The 13,417-nt window shown below is 70.1% G+C and carries 15 protein-coding genes and 1 riboswitch; of the genes, 10 read left to right on the top strand and 5 right to left on the bottom strand.

The features are described 5' to 3' along the window. Positions 1-82: 82 nt before the first annotated feature. The 3 genes from N5079_RS02905 to N5079_RS02895 form a co-directional block, all read right to left on the bottom strand. Positions 83-277: a hypothetical protein gene (locus N5079_RS02905; protein ID WP_261581733.1), complete on the bottom strand. Its 195-nt coding sequence runs from the start codon at positions 275-277 to the stop codon at positions 83-85. A gap of 74 nt (positions 278-351) precedes the next feature. Continuing rightward, entirely contained in the window at positions 352-1,134 is a 783-nt protein-coding gene (locus N5079_RS02900; protein WP_261581731.1) for a hypothetical protein, read from the bottom strand. 60 nt (positions 1,135-1,194) lie between these two features. Then, positions 1,195-1,938: a FadR/GntR family transcriptional regulator gene (locus tag N5079_RS02895; RefSeq protein WP_261581869.1), complete on the bottom strand. Its 744-nt coding sequence runs from the start codon at positions 1,936-1,938 to the stop codon at positions 1,195-1,197. A 313-nt stretch (positions 1,939-2,251) separates the two neighbouring features. Here N5079_RS02895 and N5079_RS02890 point away from each other — a divergent pair, with 313 nt between their 5' ends. The 10 genes from N5079_RS02890 (at position 2,252) to N5079_RS02845 (ending at position 12,204) form a co-directional block, all read left to right on the top strand. Then, positions 2,252-3,643, top strand: a complete 1,392-nt coding sequence (locus tag N5079_RS02890; protein WP_261581730.1) for a glutamine synthetase family protein — start codon at positions 2,252-2,254, stop codon at positions 3,641-3,643. 44 nt (positions 3,644-3,687) lie between these two features. Then, positions 3,688-5,019 (top strand): aldehyde dehydrogenase family protein, encoded by a 1,332-nt coding sequence (locus tag N5079_RS02885; protein ID WP_261581867.1) that lies wholly within the window; start codon positions 3,688-3,690, stop codon positions 5,017-5,019. Positions 5,020-5,023: 4 nt separating this feature from the next. After that, positions 5,024-5,788, top strand: a complete 765-nt coding sequence (locus N5079_RS02880) for a 3-oxoacyl-ACP reductase (protein ID WP_261581729.1) — start codon at positions 5,024-5,026, stop codon at positions 5,786-5,788. A gap of 90 nt (positions 5,789-5,878) precedes the next feature. Beyond that, complete coding sequence (locus N5079_RS02875; protein ID WP_261581728.1) at positions 5,879-6,580, top strand: gamma-glutamyl-gamma-aminobutyrate hydrolase family protein; 702 nt, start codon at positions 5,879-5,881, stop codon at positions 6,578-6,580. After that, positions 6,577-6,876, top strand: coding sequence for a type II toxin-antitoxin system Phd/YefM family antitoxin (locus tag N5079_RS02870; RefSeq protein ID WP_261581727.1), 300 nt, complete (start codon positions 6,577-6,579; stop codon positions 6,874-6,876). The genes N5079_RS02875 and N5079_RS02870 overlap by 4 nt, the downstream gene beginning before the upstream one ends. Next, positions 6,873-7,181, top strand: a complete 309-nt coding sequence (locus N5079_RS02865) for a hypothetical protein (protein WP_261581726.1) — start codon at positions 6,873-6,875, stop codon at positions 7,179-7,181. Before N5079_RS02870 ends, N5079_RS02865 begins: the two co-directional genes overlap by 4 nt. A 102-nt stretch (positions 7,182-7,283) precedes the next feature. Beyond that, a riboswitch (glycine riboswitch) is annotated at positions 7,284-7,381 on the top strand. 150 nt (positions 7,382-7,531) lie between these two features. After that, positions 7,532-8,713, top strand: coding sequence for a glycine cleavage system aminomethyltransferase GcvT (gcvT, locus tag N5079_RS02860; protein WP_261581724.1), 1,182 nt, complete (start codon positions 7,532-7,534; stop codon positions 8,711-8,713). After that, positions 8,710-9,099 (top strand): glycine cleavage system protein GcvH, encoded by a 390-nt coding sequence (gcvH, locus tag N5079_RS02855; RefSeq protein WP_261581723.1) that lies wholly within the window; start codon positions 8,710-8,712, stop codon positions 9,097-9,099. The genes gcvT and gcvH overlap by 4 nt, the downstream gene beginning before the upstream one ends. A 28-nt stretch (positions 9,100-9,127) precedes the next feature. After that, positions 9,128-10,522, top strand: a complete 1,395-nt coding sequence (locus N5079_RS02850; RefSeq protein ID WP_261581722.1) for an L-serine ammonia-lyase — start codon at positions 9,128-9,130, stop codon at positions 10,520-10,522. Positions 10,523-10,773: 251 nt separating this feature from the next. After that, positions 10,774-12,204 (top strand): hypothetical protein, encoded by a 1,431-nt coding sequence (locus tag N5079_RS02845; RefSeq protein ID WP_261581721.1) that lies wholly within the window; start codon positions 10,774-10,776, stop codon positions 12,202-12,204. Here N5079_RS02845 and N5079_RS02840 read toward each other — a convergent pair. Together N5079_RS02840 and N5079_RS02835 are read right to left on the bottom strand one after the other, a co-directional pair. After that, positions 12,133-12,612 (bottom strand): hypothetical protein, encoded by a 480-nt coding sequence (locus N5079_RS02840; protein WP_261581720.1) that lies wholly within the window; start codon positions 12,610-12,612, stop codon positions 12,133-12,135. The two genes, N5079_RS02845 and N5079_RS02840, sit on opposite strands and share 72 nt — an antisense overlap. 2 nt (positions 12,613-12,614) lie before the next feature. After that, positions 12,615-13,220, bottom strand: coding sequence for a DUF6286 domain-containing protein (locus tag N5079_RS02835; protein WP_261581719.1), 606 nt, complete (start codon positions 13,218-13,220; stop codon positions 12,615-12,617). Between the last annotated feature and the right edge of the window lie 197 nt (positions 13,221-13,417).

Here is a 13,417-nt window from a genome sequence, read left to right as displayed (position 1 = left end):
GAATCCATGCATGATCACGGTCCGGGGAACTCCACGCCCCCGAGCGGCCCGGGAAACCATGCATGATCACGGCATGGGGACCTTATCCCAGCACGCCGTAGAGCTGGCGGAGCTCCCGGGTGGTGTCCATGATCTCGTACCACGTCAGGCAGAGCCGGGCCTCGGCCTCCTCGGTGCGGGCCTCGGCGGCGAGCAGCCGGTCACCGGTCAGGAGGGCCGCCTCCCGTTTGAGCTGGGCCGCCATCTCCTGGAACACGAACCGCTCCCGCAGCTCCATGCGCCCGCCTCCCCACCCAACCCGAACGAGTACGCACGGATAAATACCCACATATCGCCCGAAAATTCGGAGGGCTACCGCCGCTGCACACGCCGTTGCGGCGATGGGAGGTCATGGCGGCCGGACACGAACTCCTGGAAGGCGATCTTCGCGCGGATGACCGGCCGCCTCCAGCGCTCCTCCCGGTGTACGGCTTTCGCCATCCGCCGGGGCTTGGGCCGCCTTGCCACGTCGGAGTAGAACCAGCGGGCCCACGGCGATCCGGGGCGGGCGAGCCGTGCCGCCCCGACATAGATGAACGGCGGCACGAACAGCCCGAGGATGCCGCTCCAGATCTTCCCCTTGAGCAGCGTGACCACGGCGAAGACGAGGTTGACGGCGAGGAAGCCCGTTCCCGCCCAGTGGCTGCCGAGCGCCCGCTCTGAGCCGCCCCAGCCGAGGGGGCGCAGGCCGAGGAGCAGCAGGCCGGTGGCCGCCACGGCGACGAAGACGGCGTCCACGGAGGTGCGGCCCTCTTCCTGCCAGTAGACGTCGCGCAGGTGCAGGATCAGGGCGAACTCGTCGAGCACAAGGGCGGATCCCGCTCCGAAGACGGCCGCCGAGAAGGCGTACCACCCAGTGGAGACGCCGGAGAGGATCAGCCCCGCGACTCCTCCGAGCAGCATGAGCACCACGCCGAAGACGACGTGGTGGATGTGCGTCTCGCCCACGTTCACGTTGCCGAACCACCGCACCCTCGCCCGGATCAGCCGGACGTTGACGCGCGTGCACACGAAGGACACGATCAGCGCCACGAAGAAGCAGAACAGCGGCAACCGGTGCGTCTCGACGACCCGTTCGCGAAACAAGTCAGCCATGTACAAGTCAGCCATAAAATGAAATCCCCGACCCCCGATGCTACGGGGGCAATCGAGTGGTTAGGCGAGAAAGCCACGCAGGAGGGCCGCCGTGCCCTCCAGGTGCTCGGCCACCGCACGGCGGGCGGCCTCGGGATCTCCCGCGAGAATCGCGTCCACGATGGCGGCGTGCTGCGCCGCCGCGTGCTCGATGTTGGGCCGCAGCACGGGGATGGCGTTGAGCAGGTCGGTCACCCGGAGGCGGGCGTCGGCGCAGGCCGCGGCGAGCAGCCGCGATCCGGTCAGTTCCGCGATGGCAAGGTGGAACGCGGTGTCCATCCGCCGGTAGTCGGCCGGGGCCGCGTCGTTGACCCCGGCCAGCCGGGAGGTGAGCGTCTCCCGCTGCGCCGGCGTGAGCCCGGAGCACGCGAGGACCTGGGCCGCGCCGCATTCGACGGCCATCCGGAAGGTCAGCGCGTCGTCCAGCTCGCTGGGGCCCATCTCGTTGACGGCCCTGCGCAGGTCGCCCTTCCGGGGGTTGGGCGGCTGGTAGACCACGAAGGCCCCGCCGTAACGGCCCCGCCGTACGTCGAGGTAACCGGCGTCCTGAAGCGCGCGGATGGCCTCCCGCAGAGTAACCCGGCTGATGCCGAGCTGGGCGGCGAGCTCCCGTTCGGGGGGCAGCTTCTCCCCGTGCGCGACGACGCCGAGCTTGATCGCCTGGAGCAGTCGTTCGACGGTCTCCTCGAAGGCGTTGCCCGCCCTGACGGGCCGAAGCAACGAGACCGCCCCCGCTCCGCCCGCCCCGAAGCCGCCGGTCTTCACGAAGCCTGCCTTCACGGAGCCTGCCTTCACGGAGCCCGCCTTCCCCTCGGGCCCCTTCACGGCACCCGTCTCGGCGGTCCCCGTCTCCGTGCCTCCCGTCTCGGCGGTCCCCCTCTTCGCGACGCCCGTCTTCGCAGCTCCGGGGCCCGAGTCGTACGGCCGCGCGGTGGAGGCCCGCGCCGAGGTGGTCTCCATGCCCGCCGTCCCTTCGCGTCCAGGCCACGGGCGGAGGTTCGGAACGCCCCCACACCCCCGCGTGGCCTGAGGTTAACCCTAAGAGCATTGTTGACTAAGGGCGGGGCCTGGTGCTTGCATGCCCTTCAATGGTCTGATTCCAGACTTTTGGACAGGAGGCGCCGTGCTGAGCGTGGAACAGCTTCGCGGCGACGTCGAGGCGGGCCGCGTGGACACCGTCCTGCTCGCCGTCACCGACATGCAGGGCCGCTTGCAGGGGAAACGACTCTCGGCGCGGTACTTCCTGGAGGAGGTGCTGGGGCACGCCGCCGAGGGCTGCAACTACCTGCTCGCGGTCGACGTCGATATGAACACGGTGGACGGCTATGCGATGTCGTCCTGGGAACGGGGCTACGGCGACTTCGTGATGAAGCCCGACCTCGCGACGCTGCGCCGGGTGCCGTGGCAGGAGGGCACGGTCCTGCTGCTGGCGGACCTGGTCTGGGAGGACGGCTCGGACGTCATCGCCTCCCCCCGGCAGATCCTGCGCAAGCAGGCGGCCCGGCTGGCCGAGCACGGCTGGACCGCCTTCGTGGGCACCGAGCTGGAGTTCGTCGTCTACAACGACACCTATGAGGAGGCCTGGCAGCGCGCCTACCGTGATCTGACCCCGGCCAACCTCTACAACGTGGACTACTCCCTGCTCGGCACGGCCCGGATCGAGCCGCTGCTGAGAAAGATCATGCGTGACATGGAGGGCGCCGGGCTGTACGTCGAGTCCGCGAAGGGCGAGTGCAACCTCGGCCAGCACGAGATCGTCTTCCGGTACGCCGACGCGCTCGCGACCTGCGACAACCATGTGATCTACAAGAACGGCGCCAAGGAGATCGCCGCCCAGGAGGGCAGGTCGATCACGTTCATGGCCAAGCCGAACCAGCGCGAGGGCAACTCCTGCCACATCCACATCTCCCTGCGCGACGAGGACGGCCGTCCGGTCATGGCGGGGCAGGAGCCGTACGGGCTGTCGAAGACCGGGCGGCACTTCATCGCGGGCCAGCTCGCGGCGCTCAGAGAGCTGACCCTCCTCTACGCGCCCAACATCAACTCCTACAAGCGGTTCGTGCCGGGCAGCTTCGCGCCCACCGCCGTGAAGTGGGGCATCGACAACCGGACCTGCTCGCTCCGCCTCGTCGGCCACGGGCCGTCGCTGCGCGTGGAGAACCGCGTGCCCGGCGGCGACGTCAACCCCTACCTCGCGGTGTCCGCGCTGATCGCCGCCGGCCTGCGCGGAATCGAGGAGGAGCTCCCCCTGGAGGAGCCGTTCGCCGGGAACGCCTACGCGGCCGGAGCCGAGACGGTGCCGACCACGCTCCGCGACGCCCTGTCGCTCTGGGAGGGCTCGGAGCTCGCCGAGGCGGCCTTCGGCAAGGACGTCGTCGAGCACTACGCCAACAACGCAAGGGTCGAGCTGGCCGCCTTCGACGCGGCGGTCACCGACTGGGAGCTCTATCGGGGGTTCGAAAGGCTGTGAAGATAGTCAATCCGGCGACCGAGGAAGTGATCGCCGAGGTCGAGATGGCGGACGCCACCGAGGTGGACCGCGCGGTGGAGCGGGCGAAGGACGCGTTCGCGACCTGGCGGTCCGTGAGCCCCGGAGACCGGGCGCGGCTGCTGCGGCGGTTCGCCGAGAAGGTCGAAGACCATGCCGAGGAGCTGGCCCGCCTGGAGATCGCCAATGCCGGGCACACGGCCGGGAACGCCCGCTGGGAGGCGGGGAACGTCCGGGACGTCCTCCACTTCTACGCGGGGGCGCCCGAGCGGGACCATGGCAGGCAGATCCCCGTCGCCGGCGGCGTGGACGTGACCTTCCAGGAGCCGCTGGGCGTCGTCGGCGTGATCGTGCCGTGGAACTTCCCGATGGTCATCATGACCTGGGGGGTCGCCCCGGCGCTGGCGGCGGGGAACACCGTGATCGTCAAGCCCGCCGAGTGGACGCCGCTGACCGCGCGGAGGCTCGCCGAGCTGGCCCTCGAAGCCGGGCTGCCGGAGGGCGTCCTCCAGGTCATCCCCGGCGAGGGTGAGGTCGCGGGCGCCCGGCTCGTCGACCACCCCGACGTGCGCAAGATCGTGTTCACGGGCTCGACCGAGGTCGGCAAGCTGATCGCGGCCCAGGCGGCGAGCCAGGTCAAGCGGGTGACGCTGGAGCTCGGCGGCAAGAGCGCCAACATCGTCTTCGCCGACTCCGACCTGGACAGGGCGGCCTCGTCGGCTCCGATGGCGGTCTTCGACAACTCAGGCCAGGACTGCTGCGCCCGCTCCCGCATCCTGGTGGAGCGTTCCGTCTACGACGACTTCCTCGTACGGCTCTCGCACGCCGTACAAGCGATCAAGGTGGGCGATCCGCTCGATCCGGCCAGCGAGATGGGCCCGTTGATCAGCGCCGAGCACCGGGACCGGGTGGCGTCGTTCGTCGGCGCGGAGGGAGTCCACGCGGCGGGGTCGTGCCCGAGTGGGCCGGGCTACTGGTTCGCGCCGGCCGTGCTGGCGGCGCCCGCCGGATTCGACCCGCTCGCGGGAGGGTCGGGGGCCTTCCACCGGGCGTTCACCGAGGAGATCTTCGGGCCGGTGGTCTCCGTCGTGCCGTTCGACGACGAGGCCCATGCCGTACAGATCGCGAACAACACGACATACGGCCTTTCGGGGTCGATCTGGACGCGGGACGTCGGGCGGGCACTGCGGGTGGCCCGGGCCGTCGAGGCGGGCAACCTGTCGGTGAACTCGCATTCCAGCGTCCGCTACTGGACGCCGTTCGGCGGCTTCAAGCAGTCCGGCCTCGGCCGGGAGCTCGGCCCCGACGCGCTCGCCGCCTTCACCGAGACCAAGAACGTCTTCATTTCCACGGAGTAGACATATGCAGCGTTTGCAGGACCGCGTCGCCGTCATCACGGGAGCGGGGAGCGGCATCGGGCTGGCCACGGCCCAGCGGTTCGCCCAGGAGGGCGCGAAGATCGTGGCCGTGGACCTCGACGAGGTGGCCGGCGCCAAGGTGGCCGACGAGGCCGGCGGCCTGTTCGTCAAGGCCGACGTCGCCAATGAGGACGACGTCGTCCGGATGTATCAGACCGCGTTCGACACGTACGGAAGCGTCGACATCGCGTTCAACAACGCGGGGATCTCGCCGCCGGACGACGACTCCATCCTCGACACCGGCATCGACGCCTGGCGCCGGGTGCAGGAGGTCAACCTCACCAGCGTGTACCTGTGCTGCAAGCACGTCATCCCGTACATGCGGCGGCAGGGCAAGGGGTCGATCATCAACACCGCGTCGTTCGTGGCGGTGATGGGCTCGGCGACCTCGCAGATCTCGTACACGGCGTCCAAGGGCGGCGTCCTCGCGATGAGCCGGGAGTTGGGCGTCCAGTTCGCCCGCGAGGGCATCCGCGTGAACGCGCTCTGCCCGGGCCCGGTCGACACGCCGCTGCTGCGGGAGCTGTTCGCGAAGGACCCCGAGCGGGCGCAGCGCCGCCTCGTTCACGTGCCGATCGGCCGGTTCGCCCGCGCCGAGGAGATCGCGGCCGCCGTCGCGTTCCTCGCCTCCGACGACTCCAGCTTCATCACCGCCTCGGAATTCCTCGTCGACGGCGGCATCTCCGGCGCGTACGTCACCCCCCTGTAGGGCATGCCGGTCTTGTAGGACACCCAAGGAGAAAGCCGGGCGGTGGCGGCGCCCGCCGCCCGGCCATCCACACAGCCACCGAGGGAGAGCATGTCTCGGCCCGTCATCGGCATCACGTGCTACGTCGAACCCGCCAAGTTCACCGTGTGGGAGATGACGACCGCGCTGCTGCCGTACATGTACGTCGAGCACGTCACCCGGGCAGGCGGGCAGGCCGTCATCCTGCCGCCCGCCGGAGAACCGTCAGTGCTGGTCGAACGGCTCGACGGGCTGATCATCGCGGGCGGGGGCGACATCGATCCGGCGAGGTACGGCGCTCGCCCGCAAGAGCAGACCGGCTATGTCCGCGAATTTCGGGATGAGGCGGAGTTCGGGCTCATGGAAGCAGCCCTCGGCTCCGGCCTGCCGTTCCTCGGCATCTGCCGCGGGCTCCAGGTCCTCAACGTGGCCAGGGGCGGCACGCTCCACCAGCACCTCCCCGACGTGGTGGGCCACACCGCCCACTCCCCCGCCCCGGGCACCTTCGGCCGCGTCCCCGTACGGCTCTCGCCCGGCCTGGCGAAGATCTACGACTCCGAGGACCTGACCCCGGCGCACTATCACCACCAGGCGATCGACCGTCTCGGAGACGGGCTGGAAGTCACCGCCGAGTCAGAGGACGGCACGATCGAGGCCGTCGAACTGCCCGGCCATCCCTTCGCCCTCGCCGTCCAGTGGCATCCCGAAGCCGACGAGGACGGCCCCCTCTTCCACGCCCTGGTGAAGCATGCAAGGCGTACATTAGGTACATGAGCGAAGCCGCTTCCGATTTTCCGCCACCGCCCTACACAGTTCAGGAAGTCAGCACCACGCAGGCCCGCAAGGACCTGGCCGAACTGGTCAACCAGGCGGTGTACGGCCACGTCCACACGATCCTCACCAGGGACGGTCGGCGTCTCGCTCGAATCATCCCGGAGGAAGACGCCTGGTTCTACACGCCCCACTGGCAGGAGAAGCTGACGAGGGCAAAGGACGACGTCGCCGAGGGACGTGTCAAGACCTTCGACACGATGGAAGAGATGTTCGCCGACCTCCAGGCCGACGCGTGAAGTATCGCCGCACCGCGGAGTTCGGCAACGACTTCCGCAAGCTGCCGGTCGAGCACCGGAAGATGTTTCAAGAGGTCGTCTTCGACCACTTCGTTCCCGCATTGGCCCAGGGGGCGCACACCGGGAGAGTCCCCTGGCCTCGGCGTCTACGAATTCACAAGATCGATGAAGTTTACTCGCTCACGTGGAGCTTCTCGTCCCCAGATGGGCGCGCGCTTTTCACGTTCACCGTTGAAGAGGGCGAGTCCGGTGAGCCGATCGTCACGTGGCTGGCCATCGGCTATCACAACATCTATCGCGCATAGATCGCTGTGCGTGCGCTCTCGCGCGAACCTCGGGCGGAGGAAAGGTCAGGAACGCGCGGTTAGGGCGCGGGAGTTGAGCCGCTAGGCTGGGCCGTACACCGGTGATCCCGTGCGGGAGAGCGTCCTGGCATCCGGTCAGGGCCCCTGAAGGAGCAAGCCCTCCCCGCGAACCTCTCAAGGCAAAGGACCGTGCGGGCCAGGTGACCTCTGGAAAGAAGGCACGTGCCGAGGGTACGGCCTCGCCGAAGGTGAAAGTCCGGCAAAGAACGGGCGAAGCTCTCAGGCACCGATGACAGAGGGGGAGGATGCCCAATAGTCCGACGCAGCATCCGTCCTCCTGAGGTGCGTTCATGTCCCGATCTACTCCGTTGCGTGAGGTTCATGAGAGCCTGGGCGCGACGCTTACCGACTTCGCCGGGTGGCTGATGCCGCTCCGTTATGGCAGCGAGTCGGCCGAGCACAACGCCGTGCGGACCGCCGCGGGCCTCTTCGACCTGTCCCACATGGGGGAGATCTTCGTCACCGGGCCGCAGGCGGGTGAGGCGCTCGACTACGCGCTGGTGGGCCACCTGAGCGCCCTCGACCCGGGCCGTGCCCGCTACACCATGATCGTGAACGAGGACGGCGGCGTACTCGACGACCTGATCGTCTACCGGCTCGCGGACGAGGAGTTCATGGTCGTCGCCAACGCGTCCAACTACGCCCCGGTGGCCGCGGCGCTGGCCGAGCGGGCCGCGCCGTACGACGCCCGGGTGGAGGACCGGTCGGACTCCTACGCGCTGATCGCGGTGCAGGGGCCGAACAGCACCGAGATCCTGCGCAAGCTGACCGACGCCGACCTGGACGGCCTCAAGTACTACGCGGGCCTCCCCGGCACCGTCGCCGGGTTCGAGGCCCTCATCGCCCGCACCGGGTACACCGGCGAGGACGGGTTCGAGCTGTTCATCCGCAACGAGGACGCGGTGCCGCTCTGGAACGCGCTCGCCGAGGCGGGTGCCGGGCTCGGGCTCATCCCCGCCGGGCTGTCCGCCCGCGACACGCTGCGCCTGGAGGCCGGCATGCCGCTCTACGGCAACGAGCTGAGCGCGGACCTGACGCCGTTCGACGCCGGGCTGGGCCGGGTGGTGCGGTTCGACAAGCCGGGCGACTTCGTGGGCCGGGAGGCCCTGTCCGCCCGGGCCGAGCAGGCCGCTGAGCAAGCCGCTGAGCAAGCCGCTGAGCAAGCCGCTGAGCAAGCCGCTGAGGGAGTCGCTGAGGGAGTCGCCGCGCGGGGTGGGAGCGATCGCCGGCTCGTCGGCCTGGTGGCGCGCGGCCGCAGGGTGCCCCGCCACGGCTACCCCGTCACCCAGCACGGCGTGGTCGTCGGCGAGGTGACCAGCGGAGCCCCGTCGCAGTCGCTCGGCAAGCCCATCGCCATGGCGTACGTGTCCGCGGCCGCTCTGGACGGCGGCGGGAGCCTGGCGGTCGACATCCGTGGTAGCCATGAACCGGTCGACGTCGTTGACCTGCCTTTCTACAGGAGGAGCAAGTGAGCAGCATTCCCGACGAGCTGAGCTACACCAAGGAGCACGAGTGGGTGGCCGGGCTCGATGACGGCCTCACCGTGACGGTGGGCATCACGGCGTACGCCGCCGAGCAGCTCGGCGACGTCGTCTACGTGCAGGTGCCCGAGGTGGGCGCCAGCGTCGCCGCCGGAGACGCGGTCGGCGAGGTCGAGTCGACGAAGTCGGTGAGCGACATCTTCGCCCCCGTCGGCGGCGAGGTCGTGGAGGTCAACCCGGCCGTCGTGGACGACCCCTCGCTGGTCAACTCCGACCCGTACGGCGAGGGCTGGCTGTTCCGCGTCCGCATCGAGGGGGAGCCGGAGGACCTGCTGTCCTCGGCCGAGTACGGCGCGCTCACCGCGGCCGAGTCCTGACACAACCTCCCCCGAAGGGCACCGATCAATGGCGATCAGCGTGTTCGACCTGTTCAAGGTGGGGATCGGGCCGTCCAGCTCGCACACTGGCGGCCCGATGGCCGCGGCGCACAAGTTCGCCCGCGGCCTCCACGACGACGGCCTGCTGGAGAAGGTCGCCAGGGTCGAGGTCATCCTCTACGGCTCGCTCGGCCTGACCGGCAAGGGCCACGGCAGCGACAAGGCCGTCCTGCTGGGCCTGTCCGGTGAGAAGCCGGAGCTGGTCGACGTCGACGGCGTCGAGGATGCGCTGGCGGCCATGCGGTCACGGGGGACCGTCCTGCTGTACGGCTCGCGCGAGATCCCGTTCGTGGTGGGCGAGCACCTGATCTTCGAGCGGAAGCTGTCGCTGCCGCACCATCCGAACGGCATGCGCTTCACGGCCTTCTCCGGCTCCGGCTCCGGCTCCGGCTCCGGCGGCACGCCGCTGCGGGAGAAGGTCTACTACTCGGTCGGCGGCGGCTTCGTGGTGGACGAGAACGCGACCGGCGCCGACCGGATCAAGCCCGACGACACGGTCGTGCCGTATCCCTTCACGACCGCCGCCGGGCTCCTCGCCCACTGCGCCGACACCGGCCTGTCGATCTCCGGCCTGATGCTGGAGAACGAGAAGGCCTTCGGCCGTACGACCGAGGAGATCCGCGAGGGCCTGCTGCACCTGTGGTCGGTCATGGCGGAGTGCGTACGGCGGGGCAGCACCCGCGAGGGCGTCCTGCCGGGCGGGCTGAAGGTGAAGCGGCGGGCCAACCAGCTCCACCGGAGGCTCCAGAGCGAGACGGACGCCGATCCGCTCCGGGCGATGGACTGGGTGACGCTGTTCGCCCTCGCGGTCAACGAGGAGAACGCGGCGGGCGGCCGCATCGTCACGGCCCCCACGAACGGCGCGGCGGGGATCATCCCGGCCGTGCTGTCGTATTACACGAAGTTCGTCCCGGGAGCGGACGACGACGGGATCGTCCGGTTCCTGCTGACGGCCGGGGCCACCGGCGTCCTGTTCAAGGAGAACGCCTCGATCTCGGGGGCCGAGGTCGGCTGCCAGGGAGAGGTCGGCTCGGCCTGCTCGATGGCCGCCGCCGGGCTGACGGAGGTGCTGGGCGGCACCCCTGAGCAGGTGGAGAACGCCGCCGAGATCGGCATTGAGCACAACCTGGGCCTGACGTGCGACCCCATCGGCGGCCTCGTGCAGATCCCCTGCATCGAACGGAACGCGGTGGCCTCCATCAAGGCGATCGCCGCCGCCCGGATCGCCCTGCGGGGGGACGGCCGCCACTTCGTGTCGCTCGACAAGGCCATCAAGACGATGCGCGACACGGGCCGGGACATGCTCGACAAATACAAGGAGACCTCCCGCGGCGGCCTCGCCGTCAACGTCATCGAATGCTGACCCCACCCTTTGGGTGTGATCATGCACAAGGTCCCGCCCTGGGCGCCCGACCTGCCCCTTCACCCGGCGTGATCATGCACAGGATCCCAGGTTCCGGGCCCGGCCCGTTCCTCTCCCGTACGCGATCATGCACGAAGTCCTCGCTCAAGCCGCCTGACCTGCGGGGACATCCGGCATGATCTGGCAGTCGTGTCTTATCCTGACTTCTCTTGATTCGTACCGGCCCCCGACGTGAACCGCAGGAGTTGACCGTGACCTCGTTCCTGCGCACTCACGTGGTCTTCCTGATCGCCCTCGTGGCCGGCATCGCTCTACGGGCGCTCGCCGTGCTGGGATATCGGCCCGCGCTCTGGTTCTGGGCCGACTCGTTCGCCTACCTCAGCTCGGCCCTCGACCTCCGGCCGCTGGAGTCGAGGCCGTCGGGCTACTCGCTGTTCCTTTGGCTGCTCGGTCCGCTGCACAGCGTCACGGCGGTCACGATCGCCCAGCACCTGCTGGGGCTCGGCATCGCCACCTGCGTGTACGCCGTGCTGCGCCGCCGTACGAGACTGCCCGGGTGGGGCGCGGCGCTCGCGGCGGCGCCGGTGCTGCTCGACGCGCACCAGATCCAGCTCGAGCACCTCATCATGGCCGACCTGCTGTTCACCGCCCTCGTCGTCGCCGCGGTGACGGTGCTCCTGTGGCGCCCCCGGCCGTCGCCGCGGGCGGTGGTCGTGGCGCTGATCCTGCTGGCCCTCGCCACGGTGACCAGGACCGTCGGGCTGCCGCTGATCGCCGTCGCCCTGGTCGCCGTCATGCTGATGCTCGGAAGGGCGGGCTGGAAGTCCGTGCTCGCCGGTCTCGCCGCCGCGTCGGTGGTGCTCGGGGGCTACGCGGTCTGGTTCCACAGCGCGTACGGGTCGTACGGCATGGGCGGCAGCGGCTTGTGGCTGTGGTCGCGCACGATGACGTTCGCCGACTGCGCGGCGATGCACCCGCCTCGGGAGCTGGCCGTCCTCTGCCCCTCCGAACCCCGGCTGGCGGCTCCGGCCTACATCTGGGACGCCCGGTCGCCGATCCAGCGCGCCGGGGCCGACCGGGAGAGGCTGGCGGGTGAGTTCGCCTCGCTGGCGATCCGCAGCCAGCCCGCCGGCTTCCTGCTGACCGGGCTGCGCGACTCACTGTGGGCCTTCGAATGGGATCGCCGGGTCTATCCCTCACCCGGACCGCAGAGCGCGTACGTCTTCCCCGACACCGCCAAGCCGTTCACCCCGAAGGTCGCCTCCGCGGGCCGTACGGCGACGCAGCTCACCGTGGCCTACCAGGGCGCGACCGGGGCCACGCGGATCGCCGAGCCGTACGCCGGGTGGCTGCGCGCCTACCAGCGGCAGGGGTTCGTGCGCGGCCCGCTGCTGGCGGTGATCCTGCTGGTGGGGCTGGGCGGCCTGGTCGCGCGGCGGTGGGCCGCGCTGCTCCCCTGGGCCGCCGCGATGACGCTGCTCTTCCTGCCGCCGCTCATCGCCGCGTTCGACCACCGCTACGTGGTGCCGGTCGTGCCGCTCGCCTGCCTCGCCGCCGGGCTGGCCTTCGCGCCCCGTCTCCGGACGGCGGCCACGGGGGCGCGGAGACGGTCAGCGGCGGCGGACGTGCACCCTGACGAGGGCGGGCAGGCCCTCCCGGTCGACGGCCCCGCGCACGCGTGAGATCGCCTGGCCGTCGAGACGGCCGATCACCTCGTGCAGATCGGCGCGGCGCAGGAGCGAGACCGAGACCCGCATCCTCTTGTCCCCCACCAGCCTGACCTGGATCCTGCCGACGCCCTCTATCCCCTTGAGCGCGACGCCCAGCATCGCCGTCCCCGTTCCGGTACGGCTGCCGCAACGCCCCCAGCCCAGCGCGACGAGCAACCACCGGGTCGTGATCAGCGCCAGCAGCATGGCGACGGCCGCGGCGAGCGGGCGGGCCCAGGCATTCTGGGCGAAGAAGGCGCCCAGTTCGGCGAGCCGGACCTTGGGATGGTCCTCCCTGACCGCCAGCGCGCAGACGCCCCCGGCGAGCAGTGCCAGCCCCACCAGGGCGATCCCGATGCGGTTTCCCACGTGCGGGCGCATCGTCAGATCCTCCTCCTGCGCAGCCGTACGACGACCTCGTGACGGCACTGCGGGCCGAGGCCGGACAGCTGGTCCCCGACCGCCGCGCCGACCTCGCGCAGCGACTCGCCGGTGCGCTTGGTGTCGGTCAGCACGATCACCTCGATCTGTCTGCGGCGGATCCGCACACGGGCACGCTTCACTCCCTCGACGGCCTCGGCGGCGCCGGAGAGGGTCCTGCGCAGGCCGCTTCGCGTCAGCCCCATGACGAGCAGCGGGTCCGTCCCCTCCAGGGGCACCAGGCGGGGCCGTCCGGGCAGGACGGCGAGAGCCACCAGGCCCGCTCCGGCGACGATCACGGCGGCGGCGGTTCCGGGAACGGCCGGGTCGCCCAAGGTCAGCGACAGAAGGCGGCGAAGCGGCGGCCAGACAGCGGGCGAGCCGAACATGGCTGCGATGATCTCGACCGTCACGGCCCAGGCACAGGCCGAGAGCGCCGCCGCCACCAGGATCCCGGCGGGCGTACGACCTGGCCGCAGGGCACGTACGGCATGGCGCCGGACGGTCCTCCGGCTCTCTGTCACGCCCTTGGCCGGGGAACCCGCGAAGATCTCCTGGACGACGCTCACCAGCCGCTCACCCCTCCCGAGCACCGCGTCGGGTCCGGTCCGTAGTCACCTGCCCATGGGTACACGGCGCGGGGCTTCCACGTGGCGATCACCCGCGCTCTTGCGCGATCGTGAATCGTCGCTACCGGACTTTTTGCCGTCGCGCCCGTTAACATGAATATGGCTCATGTAATTCGGCTCGGAGGGGGCTAGGCTGC

Source organism: Planotetraspora sp. A-T 1434, from assembly GCF_025420585.1.
Taxonomy (GTDB): Bacteria; Actinomycetota; Actinomycetes; order Streptosporangiales; family Streptosporangiaceae; genus JAOEGB01.
Note: the sequence above shows the minus strand (reverse complement) of the source record. Positions and strands in the feature narration are given on the sequence as shown.

What these genes read in the sequence shown, in the direction of transcription:
- N5079_RS02905 (WP_261581733.1), bottom strand. Translation starts at nt 277, where the DNA reads ATGGAGCTGCGGGAGCGGTTCGTGTTCCAGGAGATGGCGGCCCAGCTC.
- N5079_RS02890 (WP_261581730.1), top strand. Translation starts at nt 2,252, where the DNA reads ATGCCCTTCAATGGTCTGATTCCAGACTTTTGGACAGGAGGCGCCGTG.
- N5079_RS02840 (WP_261581720.1), bottom strand. Translation starts at nt 12,612, where the DNA reads ATGCGCCCGCACGTGGGAAACCGCATCGGGATCGCCCTGGTGGGGCTG.
- N5079_RS02850 (WP_261581722.1), top strand. Translation starts at nt 9,128, where the DNA reads ATGGCGATCAGCGTGTTCGACCTGTTCAAGGTGGGGATCGGGCCGTCC.
- N5079_RS02885 (WP_261581867.1), top strand. Translation starts at nt 3,688, where the DNA reads ATGGCGGACGCCACCGAGGTGGACCGCGCGGTGGAGCGGGCGAAGGAC.
- N5079_RS02900 (WP_261581731.1), bottom strand. Translation starts at nt 1,134, where the DNA reads ATGGCTGACTTGTTTCGCGAACGGGTCGTCGAGACGCACCGGTTGCCG.
- gcvT (WP_261581724.1), top strand. Translation starts at nt 7,532, where the DNA reads ATGTCCCGATCTACTCCGTTGCGTGAGGTTCATGAGAGCCTGGGCGCG.
- N5079_RS02880 (WP_261581729.1), top strand. Translation starts at nt 5,024, where the DNA reads ATGCAGCGTTTGCAGGACCGCGTCGCCGTCATCACGGGAGCGGGGAGC.
- N5079_RS02875 (WP_261581728.1), top strand. Translation starts at nt 5,879, where the DNA reads ATGTCTCGGCCCGTCATCGGCATCACGTGCTACGTCGAACCCGCCAAG.
- N5079_RS02870 (WP_261581727.1), top strand. Translation starts at nt 6,577, where the DNA reads ATGAGCGAAGCCGCTTCCGATTTTCCGCCACCGCCCTACACAGTTCAG.